At 50.5% G+C, this 17,948-nt stretch carries 15 protein-coding genes; 5 read left to right on the top strand and 10 right to left on the bottom strand.

All coding sequences use genetic code 11. The annotated features are described in order from the left end of the window. Nucleotides 1-452 precede the first annotated feature (452 nt). Both C1752_RS23550 and C1752_RS23555 read left to right on the top strand, forming a co-directional pair. Nucleotides 453-1,133 carry a type 1 glutamine amidotransferase domain-containing protein gene (locus C1752_RS23550; protein WP_110988501.1) on the top strand — a complete coding sequence of 227 codons (681 nt, stop codon included), beginning with the start codon at nucleotides 453-455 and terminating at the stop codon, nucleotides 1,131-1,133. Nucleotides 1,134-1,256: 123 nt separating this feature from the next. After that, complete coding sequence (locus C1752_RS23555; RefSeq protein ID WP_110988502.1) at nucleotides 1,257-2,597, top strand: ATP-binding protein; 1,341 nt, start codon at nucleotides 1,257-1,259, stop codon at nucleotides 2,595-2,597. A 35-nt stretch (nucleotides 2,598-2,632) separates the two neighbouring features. Here C1752_RS23555 and aroQ read toward each other — a convergent pair whose 3' ends face one another. Together aroQ and C1752_RS23565 are read right to left on the bottom strand one after the other, a co-directional pair. Further along, nucleotides 2,633-3,082, bottom strand: a complete 450-nt coding sequence (gene aroQ / locus C1752_RS23560) for a type II 3-dehydroquinate dehydratase (protein WP_110988537.1) — start codon at nucleotides 3,080-3,082, stop codon at nucleotides 2,633-2,635. A gap of 26 nt (nucleotides 3,083-3,108) precedes the next feature. After that, on the bottom strand, nucleotides 3,109-3,246 hold the full coding sequence (locus tag C1752_RS23565; RefSeq protein WP_110988503.1) for a DNA topoisomerase I: 138 nt from the start codon (nucleotides 3,244-3,246) through the stop codon (nucleotides 3,109-3,111). A gap of 664 nt (nucleotides 3,247-3,910) precedes the next feature. Between C1752_RS23565 and C1752_RS23570 the strand changes: the two genes are divergently transcribed. Next, nucleotides 3,911-7,888 (top strand): magnesium chelatase subunit H, encoded by a 3,978-nt coding sequence (locus tag C1752_RS23570; protein WP_110988504.1) that lies wholly within the window; start codon nucleotides 3,911-3,913, stop codon nucleotides 7,886-7,888. 369 nt (nucleotides 7,889-8,257) lie between these two features. Here the strand turns inward: C1752_RS23570 and C1752_RS23575 are convergent, their stop codons facing one another. The 6 genes from C1752_RS23575 to C1752_RS23600 all read right to left on the bottom strand — a co-directional run bounded on the left by C1752_RS23575 (nucleotide 8,258) and on the right by C1752_RS23600 (nucleotide 14,160). Further along, the gene (locus C1752_RS23575; RefSeq protein WP_110988505.1) at nucleotides 8,258-9,802 is read right to left on the bottom strand and encodes a glycoside hydrolase family 1 protein; all 1,545 of its coding nucleotides are present in this window, start codon (nucleotides 9,800-9,802) and stop codon (nucleotides 8,258-8,260) included. A gap of 80 nt (nucleotides 9,803-9,882) precedes the next feature. Beyond that, nucleotides 9,883-11,034 (bottom strand): MGDG synthase family glycosyltransferase, encoded by a 1,152-nt coding sequence (locus C1752_RS23580; RefSeq protein WP_110988506.1) that lies wholly within the window; start codon nucleotides 11,032-11,034, stop codon nucleotides 9,883-9,885. Between the two features lie 30 nt (nucleotides 11,035-11,064). Then, a complete protein-coding gene (locus C1752_RS23585; RefSeq protein ID WP_110988507.1) occupies nucleotides 11,065-11,409 on the bottom strand; it encodes a hypothetical protein in 345 nt (114 codons plus the stop codon). Between the two features lie 171 nt (nucleotides 11,410-11,580). Then, nucleotides 11,581-12,675: an alkene reductase gene (locus tag C1752_RS23590; protein WP_110988508.1), complete on the bottom strand. Its 1,095-nt coding sequence runs from the start codon at nucleotides 12,673-12,675 to the stop codon at nucleotides 11,581-11,583. Nucleotides 12,676-12,808: 133 nt separating this feature from the next. Then, complete coding sequence (locus tag C1752_RS23595; RefSeq protein WP_158535173.1) at nucleotides 12,809-13,285, bottom strand: response regulator; 477 nt, start codon at nucleotides 13,283-13,285, stop codon at nucleotides 12,809-12,811. Between the two features lie 146 nt (nucleotides 13,286-13,431). Then, nucleotides 13,432-14,160, bottom strand: a complete 729-nt coding sequence (locus C1752_RS23600; RefSeq protein WP_110988538.1) for a Crp/Fnr family transcriptional regulator — start codon at nucleotides 14,158-14,160, stop codon at nucleotides 13,432-13,434. Between the two features lie 593 nt (nucleotides 14,161-14,753). Between C1752_RS23600 and C1752_RS23605 the strand changes: the two genes are divergently transcribed. Both C1752_RS23605 and C1752_RS23610 read left to right on the top strand, forming a co-directional pair. Then, nucleotides 14,754-14,972, top strand: coding sequence for an acetyltransferase (locus C1752_RS23605; RefSeq protein WP_110988510.1), 219 nt, complete (start codon nucleotides 14,754-14,756; stop codon nucleotides 14,970-14,972). A gap of 74 nt (nucleotides 14,973-15,046) precedes the next feature. Beyond that, entirely contained in the window at nucleotides 15,047-15,415 is a 369-nt protein-coding gene (locus C1752_RS23610) for a hypothetical protein (RefSeq protein ID WP_110988511.1), read from the top strand. Between the two features lie 58 nt (nucleotides 15,416-15,473). On the opposite strand, the gene C1752_RS23615 is transcribed toward C1752_RS23610, so the two are convergent. Both C1752_RS23615 and dnaK read right to left on the bottom strand, forming a co-directional pair. Further along, nucleotides 15,474-15,878: a hypothetical protein gene (locus C1752_RS23615; RefSeq protein ID WP_110988512.1), complete on the bottom strand. Its 405-nt coding sequence runs from the start codon at nucleotides 15,876-15,878 to the stop codon at nucleotides 15,474-15,476. 167 nt (nucleotides 15,879-16,045) lie between these two features. Next, a complete protein-coding gene (dnaK, locus tag C1752_RS23620) occupies nucleotides 16,046-17,929 on the bottom strand; it encodes a molecular chaperone DnaK (protein WP_110988513.1) in 1,884 nt (627 codons plus the stop codon). Between the last annotated feature and the right edge of the window lie 19 nt (nucleotides 17,930-17,948).

A 17,948-nucleotide genomic window follows, 5' to 3' on the forward strand; every position in this document is an offset into this window, starting at 1 on the left:
AAAATCTATACACCGTTAGGAATACCAAGGTTGGTGAAAAAGAACGAACGAAGGTGAAGCAGCATGAACCAGAGTCGCTTCTCTGTCTGATGACTGAGTACTAGGTGACTATGCCGATCATGTTCTAGATTTCACCGCTATTGAATCACAGGTGTGGGGGAAGTTGCGCGTACCCCATTCTCAAAATGCTTTGGACAAACAGATTGCTGCTACGGCTCTGAGCTATGGATTAACCCTCGTGAATTGGAACGTTCGTGATTTTGAGGGGACCGATGTTAAGGTCGTTAACCCATTCTGTACGTGAAACCATTTTGAGTCTCAGAATTCATTAATGTCTCAGGATTTCCTCAATTACTCTAGTTCTGAATGAATTAAGGTGATAGCGAAGGCGCAAAGCTAGGCACTACGCGGCTATTCTACAGCTAGAAAAGATCACAACTGGAGCCATCAATATGAAGATTCTCATGATTTTGACCTCCCACGATCGCTTGGGCGACACCGATAAGAAAACAGGCTTTTGGCTAGAAGAATTTACGGCCCCCTATTACGTCTTTAAAGATGCTCAGGCCCAGATCACACTCGCTTCTCCTAAAGGAGGACAGCCTCCCCTTGACCCGAAAAGCAATGACCCGAGCCAGCAAACTGATTCTACCCATCGTTTTGATGCCGATCCAGAAGCCCAAGCCGCACTTGCCAATACAGTGACCCTGAACAGCATCAACGCTGCTGACTATGATGCCGTTTTCTATCCCGGAGGTCACGGGCCGCTATGGGATCTGGCAGAAGACTCTAAGTCTATTGCGGTGATTGAGGCGATGTTTGCCGCTGGGAAAACGGTCTCTGCTGTGTGTCATGCTCCTGCTGTATTTCGCCATACTAAGACGCCTGATGGCGCGCCTCTTGTGCAAGGAAAATCTGTGACTGGCTTTAGCAATACGGAAGAGGCTGCTGTTGAATTGACTGAGATCGTCCCCTTTTTAGTTGAAGATGAACTCAAATCTAGGGGTGGCAACTACTCCAAGGGCGAAGACTGGCAACCCTACATCCTCACGGATGGAAAATTGATCACGGGTCAGAATCCAGCATCCTCGGCGGCGGTGGCTCAGGCCGTTTTGAAGCAACTGCAAGGATAGATGCGCTGTACTCCCGATGGTGCAATGGGCTAAGGCAAGATTGTTATTGCTGTGGGTTTCCCTTAGACTGTTGCCAGCGTGGCGGTCATAGACGCCAGCATGGTTCAGCAACGGGAGTCGAGAATGGCTACGGCCAAAATTAAGCCAAAGGAACGAGATGCCGTCATTCAGGCTTTGCAGGCTGGTGTTGTTCCCCGTAAAGGTCAGCATCTGATCCAGGTGGGCCGTGTAGAAGAAATTAAGGCACTATTGCGTGACATTGAGCGGATTACTGATGGTGGCTCTGCAACCCGCTTTGTGATTGGCGAATATGGTTCGGGTAAAACCTTCTTTCTGTCGCTAATGCGTACGATCGCAATGGAAAAGAAGTTTGTCACCACCCAGGCTGATCTCACGCCCGATCGCAGGCTCCATGCCACAAACGGACAGGCCCGTGCTCTGTATTCTGAGTTGATGGCGAATTTGTCTACGCGCACGAAGCCTGAAGGTGGTGCCCTGTCTAGTGTCGTGGAGCGGTTTGTGACATCCGCTATTGCAGAGGGACGCGATCGCAACTTAGACCCCGAAGAAATCATCCGAGAGCGATTGGCTCATCTTTCTGAGTATGTGGGGGGCTATGACTTCGCCGAAGTCATTGCTGCCTACTGGCGGGGCCACGACTCTGGAGACGATACTCTCAAAGCCAATGCTGTCCGCTGGCTGCGAGGAGAATTCACCACTAAAACTGAAGCCCGTGCGGCTTTGGGGGTGCGCTCCATCGTAGATGATGCCTCTGTTTATGATCAGCTAAAGCTGTTTGCCCAGCTCGTGAAGCTAGCAGGCTACAGCGGTTTCCTGGTGTGCATGGATGAGATGGTCAATCTCTATAAAATGGCCCATACCCAGTCCCGCAAAACGAACTACGAGCAAATCTTACGCATCCTCAACGATAGCCTGCAGGGCACAGCCTCTGGTATTGGTTTTATCATGGGCGGCACACCAGAATTTCTCATGGATTCGCGCAAGGGTCTCTACAGCTATCCGGCGCTTCAGACCCGTTTGGCCGAGAATAGCTTTGCTGCTCAAGGACTGGTCGACTACACTGGCCCTGTGATCCGGCTCGCGAACCTGAGTGCAGAAGACTTATATATATTGCTCAGCAAAATTCGGATGGTGTTTACCAGCGGCAATCCTAAGCAGAAGTTGATTCCCGATGACGGTATCCAGGCTTTCATGGCCCACTGCTCGCAGTATATCGGCGAAGCCTATTTCCGCACTCCCCGAAACACAATTAAAGCCTTTGTCGATCTGCTAGCGGTGCTGGAGCAAAATAAGCAGGTATCCTGGAAGGATCTAGTCACTCAGGTACAGGTGAACTCTGAAGTAAGTTCTTCGATATCTTCAGCGTCTGCCGCTTCAAGCAATGGTAAGCGAAGCAAGGACCAGCCTAAAGCAAGCGAAGACCTTGCTGCTTTTCGACTCTAGGGCAAACTGTTTATCAAGACGGTGCGAAATCAGCTTCAGTGCTGCGACCGAATATGGTTCACGAGGGCACGTAGCCCCAAGGTATAGCTATCAGCACCAAAGCCACTAATCTGGCCAACCACTACTGGCGCGATGTATGAATGATGACGAAAATCTTCGCGCTTGTAGATGTTGCTAAGGTGCACCTCGACTGCGGGGAGACCAACAGATGCGATCGCATCTCTCAATGCGACACTCGTATGTGTGTAAGCTGCAGCATTAATAAGGATGCCTTGGTGCTGCTTTGCCGCACTTTGAACCGCGTCTACCAGACTGCCTTCATGATTTGACTGTAGCGGCTGAATCTTAGCGTCAAGTTCAGCAGAGAGCTGTATCAGAGCTTGATCAATGTCATTTAAGGTGGACGAACCATATATCTCTGGTTCACGCTGCCCTAAAAGGTTCAAGTTTGGCCCATGCAGAACCAAGATGCTCAAGTCACCGATGCTCAAAATTCTGGGTAGCCGACTGGCTAGCGGTAGATTTCGCGGTTCCGAACAGGAATTGGCACAGGCTCCATTTCTGGTTCCATATCAGGACCAAGAAGGATCTCAGCGACCCGTCGGGCAACGTCCTTAAGCTTTTCCAGTACTTTATCCAAAAAATCCATGACAGGTACTGTTCCTAAAAATCAACATTTTAAAGGCAACAAATCTGCTGTAACAAGCTCGGTAAAACAGATTGTTAATGAAGCTAACGTTACTTTTTGTTAACTCTACTCTTCTATTTATAGCATGTTTTTCTAGAAGAGTGCATGGTGCAAACTGCTGAACTGCAAGAACTTTAACTCTCTATAGAGCCTCTATTGCAGCCTTCAACTTGCAATGCTTCTATACAATATCGGCTCTGGGGCCGAATAAAAGTTAACCTAATGTTTCCTTAAGCTTATGGACAAAGATGCGCCGACCAGAGTATCTTCTCTCCTCCACTAGTGCGATAGTGCCGGAACGCATCGCTAAGTACTTGTCGTAATCTTAGGCATCTCTTCCTTTTGCTCCATCCGTCTAGCCCTTACAATTAAGTATGTGTACGGTCGCTAACCTATAGAGTGACTGCCTTCGCCCTGTTCTCTTGGCCTTACAAGCTAAGGTGCTTTTGTAAGCAATTACTGCCGGTTTTGTAACGCACCGTAAACAAGTGTTGCGAAATTTCTATCAAATTGTGTCAGTTCCAGTGTTGTCGTCGTTTTAGTTTCGATTTCTTTGATAGAGATCGTAAATATAAACGAAGGATCGTCAACAAACGTATACCCTGTCCCTAAGGAGTTCGCTTGCATGTTCACCCACGTCAAATCCACGATTAGACACGTTGCGCCTAATGATTTGCGCGGTCGCTCCTTGATGAAAGTGGTCTATGTCGTGTTAGAGCCGCAGTATCAAAGCTCGCTCACGGCGGCAGCTAAGGCCATTAATAAGGGTCACTCGGAGTTAGCCATTGAGTTAAGTGGCTATTTGCTCGAAGAGTTGCGCTCTCCTGAGAACTATGAAGCCTTTCAAGAAGATGTCGCGAACGCCAATATCTTTATTGCATCTTTAATCTTTATTGAAGACCTTGCCGATAAGGTTGTCGAAGCTGTTCAGCCCCACCGTGACAATTTAGATGTAGCGGTGGTGTTCCCATCGATGCCGCAGGTTATGCGCCTCAACAAGATGGGTAGCTTTACGATGGCGAATTTGGGTCAGTCCCAAAGTGCGATCGCACAGTTCATGCGCAAGCGGAAAGAAGAGAAGGGGGCCTCTTTCCAAGACGGCATGTTGAAGCTCTTGCGGACATTGCCCAAGGTGCTTAAGTACCTGCCAGTAGACAAGGCGCAGGATGCTCGCAACTTCATGCTCAGCTTTCAGTATTGGCTCGGTGGCTCAGAGGACAACCTTGAGAACTTCCTGCTGATGCTGGCGAATCGGTATATTCCTGAGCTTGAGGATAAGGTTCAATTTGCCGATCCGGTCACCTATCTTGATACAGGGATTTGGCATCCGCTAGCGTTGGAAATGTTCAGCGATGTTAAAGAGTACCTCAACTGGTTCTCTTCTCGTAAAGATATCCCTGAGGCTCTGCGGGCAGTCGATGCGCCTACCGTGGGCCTGATTTTGCAACGGACACATTTGGTAACAGGCGATGATGCTCACTACGTTGCGACCGTTCAAGAGCTAGAGTCTCGCGGCGCTCGGGTCATTCCCGTATTCGCAAGTGGTCTAGACTTTTCGAAGCCCGTTGAGGAGTACTTCTATGATCCGGCCAACGGGCAGACTCCGCTTGTAGATGCGGTTGTTTCTCTCACGGGTTTTGCCCTAGTCGGCGGTCCTGCGCGTCAGGATCATCCCAAGGCGGTGGATGCGCTCAAGAAGCTGAATCGCCCCTATATGGTGGCGCTGCCGCTGGTGTTCCAAACCACTGAGGAATGGGAGGAGAGCGATCTGGGCCTTCACCCAATTCAGGCAGCGCTGCAGATTGCGATTCCTGAATTAGATGGTGCGATTGAGCCGATTGTTTTGTCGGGTCGTGACGGGGTGACCGGACGTGCGATCGCACTTCAAGATCGTATTGAGATGGTCGCCCAGCGAGCCATGAAGTGGGTCAACCTCCGCCATAAGAAACGGGCTGAAAAGAAGTTGGCGATCACGGTCTTCAGTTTCCCGCCAGATAAAGGCAACGTCGGTACAGCCGCCTACCTAGATGTCTTCGGTTCTATTTATAAAGTGATGGAAACTCTCAAAGAAGAAGGCTACTCCATCGAAGGTCTGCCGGAGACGTCAGAAGAGCTAATGCTGGAGATTCTCCATGATGCGCAAGCTCAGTACAACAGTCCTGAACTCAACATCGCTCATCGGATGTCTGTCAGTGAGTACGAATCCCTGACACCCTATTCACAGCGTTTAGAGGAGTCCTGGGGTAAGCCACCGGGAAATCTTAATAGCGACGGTCAGAACCTTCTAATCTTTGGTAAGCACTACGGCAATTTGTTTATCGGTGTTCAGCCTACTTTTGGTTATGAAGGCGATCCGATGCGGCTGCTGTTCTCTCGCTCAGCGAGTCCTCACCACGGATTTGCGGCCTACTACACCTATCTAGAGAAAGTATGGCAGGCGGATGCGGTTCTTCACTTCGGTACCCACGGCTCTCTGGAGTTCATGCCCGGAAAGCAGATCGGTATGTCTAACGACTGCTATCCCGACACGCTAATCGGCAATATTCCCAACCTTTATTACTATGCGGCTAACAATCCGTCAGAGGCGACGATTGCAAAGCGACGCAGTTATGCCAACACGATCAGCTACCTCACGCCTCCAGCGGAGAATGCTGGTCTTTATAAAGGGCTGAAGGAACTCAATGAACTCATTGGCTCTTATCAGACGCTAAAAGACAGCGGTCGCGGTGTCGCGATTGTCAACACGATTATGGACAAGGCTCGTCTTTGTAATCTCGATCAGGATGTAAACCTGCCAGATGTAGATGCTGAAACGATGTCCGCTGGAGAGCGCGACACGATAGTCGGCAAGATCTACATCAAGCTAATGGAGATTGAGGCGCGTCTGCTGCCCTGTGGTCTGCATGTGGTGGGTAAGCCCCCGACTGCAGAAGAAGCGATCGCAACTCTAGTCAACATCGCCAGCCTTGATCGTGAAGAAGAAGAAATCGTCAGTCTGCCCAGCCTGATTGCCCGCAGCGTCAATCGTGACCGAGAAGAGATTTTTCACAACAGCGATCGCGGTGTGCTTGAGGATGTGGAGTTACTCAACTCCATCACTGAAGCGACCCGCGCGGCAGTCTCCGCTCTTGTCCATACCCAAATTGATGAAGAGGGCCGCGTTTCTAAGCTGTCACCGCTGAAGCTATTCAACTTCGGCAAAAAGCAAGAGCCTTGGGTCAAAGCTCTTGCAGAATCCGGCTATCCTGACGTGGATGAAGAGACGCTGCAGCCGCTGATTGAGTATCTAGAGTTCTGCCTCAAGCAGGTGGTAGCCGACAACGAAGTCGGTGCTCTAGTCCAGGCTTTAGAAGGTGAGTACGTTCTTCCTGGCCCTGGCGGCGACCCCATTCGCAATCCAGATGTACTGCCCACGGGCAAGAATATCCATGCCCTCGATCCGCAGGCGATTCCAACTGCCGCAGCCGTGCAGTCGGCCAAAGTAGTTGTCGACCGGCTTCTAGAGCGTCAGAAGATTGAGAATAATGGTGAGTGGCCTGAGTCTATTGCTCTTGTTCTCTGGGGCACAGACAACATCAAAACCTATGGTGAATCTCTTGCCCAGGTTATGTGGATGGTAGGCGCTAAGCCCATGCCTGACTCTCTTGGTCGCGTCAATAAGATCGAGCTGCTGTCTCTTGAGGAATTGGGTCGCCCTCGTATTGACGTGGTGGTGAATTGTTCTGGCGTCTTCCGAGATTTGTTCATCAACCAAATGGCGCTGCTCGACAAAGCTGTGAAGATGGCAGCGGAAGCTGACGAGCCGCTAGAGATGAACTTTGTTCGTAAGCACGCGATGCAGCAGGCCGACGATTTAGGTGTCAGTGTCCGACAGGCCGCGACTCGAATCTTCTCCAATGCCTCTGGTTCTTACGCAGCCAACGTAAACCTGGCAGTTGAAAACAGCAGTTGGGACGAAGAGGCTGAACTGCAGGAGATGTATCTGCAGCGCAAGTCCTTTGCCTTCTCGTCAGATAGCCCTGGCGATATGGACCAGTCTCGGCAGATTTTGGAAGCATCGCTCAAAACTGTAGATGCCACATTCCAAAACCTAGATTCCTCTGAGATTAGCCTCACGGACGTGAGTCACTACTTTGACTCGGATCCAACAAAGGTGGTTTCGAGTCTTCGGGACGATAAGAAGAAGCCAAATTCGTATATTGCTGATACAACAACGGCGAATGCACAAGTGCGATCGCTCAGCGAAACCGTCCGTCTTGATGCCCGTACGAAGCTCCTCAATCCCAAGTGGTATGAGGGAATGCTTAGCCACGGTTACGAAGGTGTGCGTGAGCTATCCAAGCGATTGGTCAATACAATGGGCTGGTCGGCAACGGCTGGTGCCGTAGATAACTGGGTTTATGAAGATGTGAACACTACCTTCATCGACGATGAAGAGATGCGGAATCGCTTGATGAACCTCAACCCTCACTCGTTTCGTAAGGTGGTTAGCACTTTGCTGGAGGTCAATGGTCGCGGCTATTGGGAAACCAGTGAAGAGAACCTCGATAAGCTGCGTGAGCTTTACCAAGAGGTCGAAGACAAAATTGAAGGGGTTGAATAACTGCTTCTCGGTTTGAAATTACAAAGCGCCTTGCCTTTTGGTGGGGCGTTGTTTTTGAAGGGATGGTGGGGCTACTCGCCACTGATTCCTACAATGTCTTCGCCTGCTTCCAAAAGCTCCAGTGACCTTGTCTTGAAAAAGTTGATACTCCGTTCAAGGAAACGATCTAGGACAATGTCGCTGGCTCATCAATCGCAAAAATAGGCAAGTTGAAACTTGTTGGCTTAGCCAAGCTGTTGAGGTTCTAGATTCCCTAATATTCTCTCAGGGGAGTCTGTTCTACTTAGCTCCACGCTGCAGCTGAAATCTATTTGATCGGAGGTGTCTGCGGCAGGGTGATATTTTCCCTTGCTGAGAGCGACTGTCATCTCAAGAACCATCAGCATGAAGCTTAACAATTGCCGTTGATTTCTGCTGCTGGATAAATGCTGCATAGGTTTCTGAGGGGCAATCGCCGAGCTGATCTACTTTTTGCCGCTCTCCACCCTGGGTGAAATCAATGCTAAATAGCCCGAACCGGGGTGTATAGGACCCCCATTCGTAGTTGTCGGTTAACGACCAATGCATGTAGCCCACCAGCGGAATCTTTTCCTCTCGTAAGCGCTGTACTTGCCCAAGGTGGGCTTTCAAAAAGTCACTGCGGCTGAGCTGATCCTGTCGGGGCGCGACAATACTGTTGTCCGGTTTGCGCCGTAGGGCCATGCCATTTTCTGCAATCAGAATGGGTAGGTCAGGAAAAGCTTGGGCATAGTATTGGGTGAAGAAATATAGCCCATTGGGTAGACTGCGCCATTCCCACCATTTGCTCATCATGCCGCTCACGAGCCAGCTTCTTAGACCTTTTGTTTCGAACTCAAAGTCTGAAAAGATTGGAAACCTCAATGTGTGAGCTAAAAACGGATCGTAGTAGTCAAAAGCGAGGTAATCGACGACTTGCGATCGCACCGATCCTTCCAAAACCTGAAAGAACTTCTCTAGCTTGCTGGCTTCGAAGGTCCGATGCCCAGCCTGGTTTGCGACCCAGCGCACCGCTTGTCCCAATCGGTAGGGTAAGTCGCGCTTGAATGGAAAGTTAGCTTCACTCAAGGCTGTCTCTAATCGTTTGGCACTGTTGTATACGTAGTCCGATAGGTCGGCACGCTGAATACCTCGCTGTCTGCTGAGCAACAAATCCCAGATCAGCTGGTCAGACCAGTACAGATCGCTACAGTAGGTGTTGAGCGAGACCTTCGGCGTTGGCCATCCCTGGGCTTCGTAGGTGTCGTGAATTAAATTGTAGGCGTAGACATGGGCCGCTAATAAATGACTGTAGGCTCGAAAAATATGGTCCAGACCGCCCTTTGTCTCTGAAGGAAATTGATCATTGAGATAGGTGTTGTTGACGAGAATATTGGGTTCGTTAATCGTGATATACCAGTGGATTGGCGCTAGCTCATGAACCTCTACTAATCGACGATTGAGCTGCGTCACCGTCACCTGAACGTAATCAGCAAAAGCGCTAATGGTCCGCTCCTCTAGCCATGCATCTATTCCCAGCCAAGCGGGATGGGTAAAGTGCTGCAGCGTGACAATCGGTTCTAACCCCTGGCGGCGACAGGCGGCGATCCGATCGGCATAGGCATCGATGGCGGCGCGGTCATAGGTGGGAGCAAGGCCCGTTTGGTGGTCCGTGGTTGGCTGAATCCGTGGCCATTCTAGGCCCATTCGGAATGCCGTTAGCCCCATCTGTTTGCAGGTTGTAAAGTCGTCTTCATAGCGCTGCCAGAACTCTGACGCTGCACCCGTTGTCATCACCTCTCCGGATTGTTCTGCTTGAGACCAGTTGTTTTGGGGCTGGTCGGGGCCGTTGAAGCCCCCTTCGCTTTGATAACCAGAGGTGGCAACACCCCAGAGAAAGGGTTGGGTAGAAGTCATATCCGTTTTTTGAGGTTTTTAGTAATCTCCTCCCAGAGGAGAGGCCGATGTACGGCCAGCTTTGGATCGCCAGCCTTTTGCTAGGAAGCTTGGGACAACGTGCGAGACTGCGCATCTGCCATAATTTGTTCAGTGATTTCAAGCGCGGCGTGAGGGCGCCCCAACGCATTGGCCCACTGCTGCATCTCTTTTAGTCGCTCTGGGTGCTTGAGCAAAAACCGAACAGCAGGAGCTACCATTTCAGGCAATCGAATTTGCACCCCTGCACCCGCAGCAGCAATCACGTCTGCATTCTCTTCTTCTTGGCCGGGGATCGGGTCAACAATCACCATTGGAGTGCTGCGGGCGAGAACTTCGCTGGTAATTAAGCCTCCAGCTTTGGTAATCACTAGGTCGCTAGCCACAATCAAATCATCTACATAATCAATCATGCCAACTTTCTTGAGCCGCATGTGTGGCCCATCATCCATATCTTCCAGGGCCTCTAGCAGTTCATCACTACGGCCTGCAGCGACGACTAAGAGTCCAGATTCCGGGGACTCTAGCAAATCCTGAACCATCCTGCGGACTCGCTTGGCGTTCAGGCCACCCCCAAAGAGAGTGATGATCGGTTGGTTGGGGGGAAGACTATGTTGCGATCGCACCTCCGCTTTCACCTTTGGCTCTGCAATCTTAAGGTCTACGGGAATCCCAGAGATGTGAAGTGCGTCAGCGTCGATGCCGCGCTGCATCAGCATCCGCTTGCTAATTTCGTTGGGCAGGAAGTACTTATCAACGCCGTTATTGATCCAGGTGCTGTGAACCACGGCATCGGTCACCACCACATACTGCGGCATTGAGACCTGATCTTCAGATTCTAGAAGCTGCAGTAAACGGCTCGGAATCTGCTGCACGCAGACCACGATATCAGGATCAATATTGCGAACCAGTTGGCCCAGTTCACGGAAGAACAGTCGCTCTAGTTTGGCCCAAGCCAGATTATTGTCGAGCGATCGCTCTAAATCATCAACGTCGCTGCCTTCGTAGTATGCCTTGTATAAAATCGGCATGTTTTCGCTGAGCTGCTCATAGGTGCGCACGATCAGGCCCCGATAGATAGGGCTGGCGTGGGCCAGAGCGTCTTCGCTGTGAACCTCTAAATCGGGGATTTTAGAGAAGGCATCGCACAACGCTCGCGCGGCACTGACGTGTCCAGAACCGAGTGAGGCGTACAAAACAAGGATGCGAGTCATGCAGGGAACCTCATCGATGTATAAAGAGCATTACCGCCATTTGCGATCGCCCTCTTCGTCGACTCTCGCTTGCCGAATCGTATCAGAAATTTTCTCCGCATCTTTAACGTGGTGGAGCGCTTCTTGCTCACCATCGGGCTGATCAACCACAAAGTATGTGGGAACCACTTCACGATCACCCGTAATATCTGAGGCGTTCACTGCCACCTGTTGAGCTTTCTCTTCTACGGTCTTTTCTGAATTAACAACGTCACCGGAATTAACCGCTAGATCTGCTGGGTCTGCTTCTGGCTGGGTCTGCTTCTCTGGTGAAATTTGCTCAGGCGTGAGAGGCTGCTGCACACTGTCCTGCTTGGAATCTGTCGGCTGGCTCATAGCTCTTGGGGTCTAAACAATAGTATTTATTCCACCATCAGAGTAGGAGGCAAACACTGGCAGAGCCTCGACCAAAAGATAGACATCCATTGTCTTAGCGAGATAGATTTTGGCTATATACCCATCACCTCAAGGAGGACTGAAGCAAGTTTGGGGCACCACTTGCTAGTTCTACTCCGCGTAAGTAGGAAAGTCGGTATACCCTTCTTTATCGAAGGAATACCAAATGCCTTGATCCGGCGACGGGTTAAGGGGCCAGTCGTTCGTGAAACGCTTCACCAAATCGGGATTGCTGATGAACGGACGACCAAAGGAGATTAAGTCTGCCTGTTGGTTTGCGATCGCATCTTCTGCCTCTTCTCGGCTATATCCGCAGTTACCCATGAGCGGGCCATCAAACAATGAGCGAAACTCACTAAGCTGCATCGGTTCACCCAGCTCGTGGAACCCAAACGCCAAACCATCAAGCACGTGCAGGTAGGCTAATCCGAAGCTATTGAGTTGCTGTGCCACATAGGAAAACGTCTCGCGGTAGTCAGGAGATCCCATGCTGTTGTAGTTACCGTTAGGCGACAGCCGCACGCCGATTCGGTTAGCAGGCCAAACCGCAGTAACAGCCTCCACAACTTCCTTGAGCAAGCGATAGCGGTTTTCCAGACTGCCGCCGTAATCATCTTGGCGCTGATTTGTTTTGCTCTGCAGAAAGCTGTCGAGCAAATATCCGTTGGCACTGTGAACTTCAACGCCATCGAAGCCTGCAGCCTTCGCATTCTTAGCCGCGCGTCGATAATCATCCACGACCTGCGCAATTTCATCAGTTTCCAAAGAACGAGGCGTTTCGTAAGGCTGCTTACCCTCCGGTGTGTGAATTGAATCGCCGTCAATCTTGATCGCTGACGGTGCAACCGGAGGCTGATTGTGCTCATGAAAGCTGCTGTGGGACGCACGTCCGCAGTGCCATAGTTGCAGAAAGATGGTTCCTCCCTGAGCATGAACAGCATCTGTAACCTGCTGCCAAGCCTGAGTCTGTTCATCCGTATAGATGCCGGGAACGTGCTGCCAACCGATGGCCTGATCGGAAATAAACGTTCCCTCCGTAATGATTAATCCTGCAGAGGCTCGCTGGGTATAGTATTCCGCCATCAGAGCATTTGCCAACTGTTCTTTGCCCGCTCGAGATCGCGTCATCGGAGCCATCACTACTCGGTTCTGCAGTGACAGATCTCGCAGCTCAAATGAACTTAGCAAAGCATTAGACGCAGTCATAGGCCAATGTTGATGATGAGTGACAGTAATTGTAAAAGGAAAGACAGGGAAAGTCTGTAGAGGCAAGCACATCCTACTATCTTGTCTACAGAGTCACGCACAAAGAATATACGCTGCAAAAATATGTGTGGCTTTAGGGTAAGGAGGACTTGGGCAGGTTCTTCAATATGACTCTTCTGAGATCATCAAGCTGGTAGGGTTTACTGAGATAGTCATTGAAGCCAACAGACAATAGGCGCTCGCGATCGCTCATGTTAGCCAAGGCCGTCACCGCCACAATCGGAATGTCTTGGGTCGCAACATTCCGCCGCAGGGATTCAAGCAGAGCTTGACTGTCGATGTCGGTCAACAACGCATCTAGCAAAATCAGATCGGCTTCGTACTGCTGCAGGAACGGAATCATCCTCAACCCCTCCGATAGGCCAACGTAGGGAAACCCAAACGATTCCAAGGTAGCAGAGATCACCAGTAGGCTATCAAAATTATCATCAACGGCTAAAATTCGCGGCGGTTGTCGCTCTCCGGCGGGCTTCTGCCAGCAATGCTGACAAAACAAAATCCCATTTTCTTGAAAGAGAATGCGATCGCACCAACAGCATGAGGCACTCAAGATGTCGCCTGTCTGTTTTTGCCAAGGTTCTCTATAAATCACTAGCGAGAGGTGTCATTGAACAGCGAAAAACTCGCCTGTACTGCATTTCAGCCTTCCATAGCTGATTATGAGCGTCTGTTAGACCTCGAACATAGTCAAAAAAGTTAGCCAAGGGACTCTCCCTGCTTTTGGAGGCGATTTAATCGCCGATACTCTGTCTTTACGAGGGAATAGCACTCGCAGCTAGCAGCCTCCAGCTCATCTCGATCTAGGATCGTAATCCGGCCCCGTCGATAGCGAATCAGACCTGCTCGCTGCAGAATGCCGGCCGCAATGGTGACACCGGGACGATTGATGCCCAGCATATTACTAATAAATTCTTGGGTCAGCCCCAGTTCATCTTGCTGCACGCAGTCCTGGGCTGAGAGCAGCCAGCGGGCAAGACGTTCTTCAATCGTATGTTGCCGGTTACAGGCCGCCGTCTGAGAAACCTGGCTGAATAGCGCCTGCGTGTAAAGCAGCAAGTGCTTGAAAAGAACAGTACCGGGTTGAGCGAACTCCATCAATTTTTCGGCCGTCAGCCTAAAGGCACCATCAGGAATTTGGACAATGGCCCGACTGGTCATGGATTGGCCACCCCAAAGAATCGGCAGCCCAACCATGCCTTCAGATCCGACTATTCCGACCTCAGTCGTCGCACCGTTCTCCATGATTGAGACTAAAGAAACAACGGCTCGCAGCGGGAAGTAAACATCCTGGATGGGTTCACCGGGTTCATAGAGAATTTGCCCACTCTCTAAGGATACCTTTTCTAAACTGGAGACAAGCTTTCCATACTCAGCCGCAGGCAAAGCCGCTAGCAACTGGTTTGCCGAAGTATTTTGATTCACAATGAATGTTCCTATGAGTCTGGAGCGTGCGGAACTAGGAAACACCAGTGGTCAAGAACCGTTCTCTTAACTGCAGTGCTGTTTCGCTTAGAGCAGCGGGCAAACCTGTTCTGAGACACAAGCTGCCTATTGACTTCAGGAATGTTGATTAAATCAGGAGCATAGCCTGGATCTCTACTGACTCTTATCTACTCTTAGGTGTCGGCTGATGCGAGACGGCTAAGTATTAAGGGCTTGAGTGCAGAGATGCAGCGAAGCTCAGTTTAGAGGCTAATCAAGATTGGTGCTGTCATAAATAATGGACTTGCAGGCCATACTGCAGTAAACCATTCTCATAAGTCTAGACAAGCTCAGTTCCAGCCTGCCTGTATCTAAAGATAGAGAAAGAAATAAAGAAGAGAAAAATAGCATTGCCCTTGAGTTTGTCTCTGCCCAAAATGCTTTGCTGATCTATGAAAACTTACGCCAATTGATAGATGCTCTGCCTTCTCTGAAGCTGTTAGATTATGGGCCACTGAGCCGCATAGCGAAGGGCTATCTCAAGCCATGCGTGATCATCGGTGATCGGTACTATCTGTTAACTCAATTAGCGACCTATGTTTTTACAAAATAAGCAAACTGAAACGCTCATCAAGATTTTGGATGTTGAGACTCTGTTTAACCCTATGCACCAAGAGGTATCTGGTCGCTCACAAGCAGGTGAAGAAGAGCAGCCGCCCACAGATTACCCCAAGGAACAACTGCGGTTTCCTTCTGGTGAGAGTTTGCCCCGCTGCTGGTGGGATGTAGATTACAAGGCATCCCTGTCGTCTTGAATCTTGAGCGCTGGGTACATAGAGTACAGTAAGAGTGACTCAACCGTCGGCGGAAAGGAATTAAGAGAGAAGCTATGCCTGCAGAAGTGGTCACCTATACGTTCCAGGGACTTGAAGGTACGCCTTCAACTTGTCAGCTCACGATTTACCGGAGGCCCAATTTCGACGTAGTGATTGTCGAAAATTCTGAAGCTGAGGACGAGACACTCGCGATCAAGCGCATTGAGGCGATTGTGACGGGGGCAACGGATACTTATCAGCTCGATCCAGACCGCACAACATGGCTCTCTTGCACCCCAGAACCATTAGATTTACTGGGTGCGTTCCGTAAGATTCCGATTGAATGGGCGAAGGACGGGTTTACGCTGCCGAAACCGGGGACGCCATGGTCCTATCTTTCACGAGCTGAGGTTGAAGAGATGATCGGCGAATCCCCAGGGTGAGCACAAAAAAGTAAAAAGCGGCCTGCAAAAGGCTGTTCTAGGCTCTTTCCTCCTCCTTTTATTTGGGCCGAGTTAGGACATCCCAGGCGGCTTGGGCCGCTTCGGCCAGACGATCGCCCAGTAATGTCATTTCATCCACCATGCCCTGCCAGTTATCTTGAGCATCTTGAGCTAAAAGATTGGCGGATCGCTCAATTTGCTTCGGATCAATGAGCTGGGTTTCATTGACCGCTTCTTTTGCTGTTTGTACTGCTGCGAGGTAGGTATCTAAAGCCACGTTTTGCGCACCTTGAACTTCGGCTTGCGCTTTCCGCTTGAGAGCCTCGACGAGATTCTTTGTTTCCTGTTTGACAGATTCTTCGGCATCCGGCATGTCTCGTTCAACGAGAGCATCAGTTTCAGGACTCACTTTAACGATAGCTAGATCTCTTGGAATGCTAGGTTCTGGAGGAGATGGACTCATAATTAAAGCCTCTATGGCTAGAGAATACTTGACTGGAGCGTAGCTAGACTGTGGTCTTTTTGCTGATGGTAGTTAGGCTCAGCCTAATACAGATCATCTAAAAGTTTTGCAATGTGACAGGCTAGCTTAGTTAGTCTGTCACATTGCATCATAACGCTGAGGTGGGGCTATTTGCTCTCGACGAAATCAGCATCAATCACGTCGTCGCTGCTGGGAGAATCTGATGGAGCAGAAGGGGCATCAGCCGCTGCTTGGCCATAGAGGGAACTTCCAACTTGCATCAGCGCCTGCTGTAGATCCTGAGTCAGAGACTGCATGCGGTTGGTGTCTTCAGATGCGATCGCATCTTTCAGCTCCTTAATCAACCCTTCAGCGCGCGCCTTGTCTGAGGCTGCGATCCTATCATCCAGCTCCTGAAGCTGCTTTTCAGCCTGGTAAACGGCTGCATCAGCATTATTCTTGGCATCAATCCGCTCACGGCGCTGACGGTCTTCATCGGCGTGAGACTCAGCATCTTTGACCATCCGATCCACTTCGCTGTTATCCAGCGTTGAGGAACCTGAAATTGTGATCGACTGCTCTTTGCCCGAACCTTTGTCCTTTGCTGAAACAGATAGAATCCCGTTCGCGTCGATGTCAAACGTCACCTCAATTTGAGGAATGCCTCTGGGGGCAGATGGAATGCCGTCCAGCTTGAAAGTACCCAGGCTTTTGTTAGCAGACGCTAGCTCGCGCTCGCCCTGCAGCACATGAATCTCAACGCTTGTTTGACCATCATCAGCCGTGGAGAACACTTCTGATTTCTTAGCAGGAACGGTTGTGTTGCGATCAATCAGTCGTGTCATCACGCCTCCCAGGGTCTCAACGCCGAGAGAGAGTGGCGTCACGTCCAGCAGGAGCAGATCCTTAACTTCACCTGCTAAGACACCCGCCTGAACGGCAGCGCCAATCGCCACAACTTCGTCGGGGTTGACGCCCTGAGATGGCTCTTTGCCGATGGTGCGCTTCACGAGTTCTTGAACCGCTGGGATACGGGTAGAACCGCCCACCAACACCACTTCATTGATATCGCTATTGGAGAGCTTGGCATCTCTAAGTGCCTGCTCTACCGGCACGCGGCATCGATCCAGCAGATCAGCACACATCTCCTCAAACTGACGCCGAGTGAGAGTTGTATCTAAGTGTTTTGGACCCTCCTGAGTTGCTGTGACAAAAGGTAAGTTGATATTGGCCTGCGTTGCGCCGGATAGCTCAATCTTGGCTTTCTCCGCCGCTTCGGTGAGACGCTGTAGCGCTTGCTTATCCTGTCGTAGATCGACACCTTCATTGGCCTTGAACTCATTAGCGAGCCAATCAACAATCTTTTTGTCAAAGTCATCACCACCAAGGTGGGTATCACCGTTCGTGGACTTCACTTCAACAACGCCATCACCCACTTCTAAAACAGAGACGTCAAAGGTTCCGCCTCCGAGATCGAAGACTAAGATCGTTTCGTTTGTTTTCTTATCTAAGCCATAGGCCAATGATGCCGCGGTGGGTTCGTTAACGATCCGTAGGACTTCGAGACCGGCAATCTTTCCGGCGTCTTTAGTGGCCTGACGCTGGGAATCGTTGAAGTAAGCTGGAACCGTAATAACGGCCTGCGTTACCTTTTCGCCCAAATAGGCGCTGGCATCGTCGGCCAGCTTTCGCAGAACCTGGGCTGAAATTTCTTCGGGTGCAAATTCCTTGCCAGCAGCGGAGCAGTCTAGCTTGACGTTGCCGCTGCTGTTTCGCTGCACCTTATATGAAACTTCGGTCATCTCGTTCGAAACTTCATCGTATTTACGACCGAGAAAGCGTTTCACAGAGTAAAACGTATTTTCTGGATTCATAACCGCCTGGCGCTTGGCGATTTGACCCACGAGGCGATCGCCATTTTTCGCATAGGCCACCACTGAAGGAGTGGTTCGTTGCCCCTCCGCATTGGCGATTACGGTGGGCTGTCCCCCCTCCATTACCGCCACGCAGGAATTGGTTGTTCCAAGGTCAATTCCAACTACTTTTGCCATTGTCTGATGTCCCCAATTT

This window comes from Acaryochloris thomasi RCC1774 (genome assembly GCF_003231495.1).
Taxonomy (GTDB): Bacteria; Cyanobacteriota; Cyanobacteriia; order Thermosynechococcales; family Thermosynechococcaceae; genus RCC1774.

What these genes read in the sequence shown, in the direction of transcription:
- C1752_RS23555 (WP_110988502.1), top strand. Translation starts at nt 1,257, where the DNA reads ATGGCTACGGCCAAAATTAAGCCAAAGGAACGAGATGCCGTCATTCAG.
- C1752_RS23550 (WP_110988501.1), top strand. Translation starts at nt 453, where the DNA reads ATGAAGATTCTCATGATTTTGACCTCCCACGATCGCTTGGGCGACACC.
- C1752_RS23565 (WP_110988503.1), bottom strand. Translation starts at nt 3,246, where the DNA reads ATGGATTTTTTGGATAAAGTACTGGAAAAGCTTAAGGACGTTGCCCGA.
- C1752_RS23615 (WP_110988512.1), bottom strand. Translation starts at nt 15,878, where the DNA reads ATGAGTCCATCTCCTCCAGAACCTAGCATTCCAAGAGATCTAGCTATC.
- C1752_RS23610 (WP_110988511.1), top strand. Translation starts at nt 15,047, where the DNA reads ATGCCTGCAGAAGTGGTCACCTATACGTTCCAGGGACTTGAAGGTACG.
- C1752_RS23590 (WP_110988508.1), bottom strand. Translation starts at nt 12,675, where the DNA reads ATGACTGCGTCTAATGCTTTGCTAAGTTCATTTGAGCTGCGAGATCTG.
- C1752_RS23580 (WP_110988506.1), bottom strand. Translation starts at nt 11,034, where the DNA reads ATGACTCGCATCCTTGTTTTGTACGCCTCACTCGGTTCTGGACACGTC.
- C1752_RS23575 (WP_110988505.1), bottom strand. Translation starts at nt 9,802, where the DNA reads ATGACTTCTACCCAACCCTTTCTCTGGGGTGTTGCCACCTCTGGTTAT.
- C1752_RS23605 (WP_110988510.1), top strand. Translation starts at nt 14,754, where the DNA reads ATGTTTTTACAAAATAAGCAAACTGAAACGCTCATCAAGATTTTGGAT.
- C1752_RS23585 (WP_110988507.1), bottom strand. Translation starts at nt 11,409, where the DNA reads ATGAGCCAGCCGACAGATTCCAAGCAGGACAGTGTGCAGCAGCCTCTC.
- dnaK (WP_110988513.1), bottom strand. Translation starts at nt 17,929, where the DNA reads ATGGCAAAAGTAGTTGGAATTGACCTTGGAACAACCAATTCCTGCGTG.
- C1752_RS23570 (WP_110988504.1), top strand. Translation starts at nt 3,911, where the DNA reads ATGTTCACCCACGTCAAATCCACGATTAGACACGTTGCGCCTAATGAT.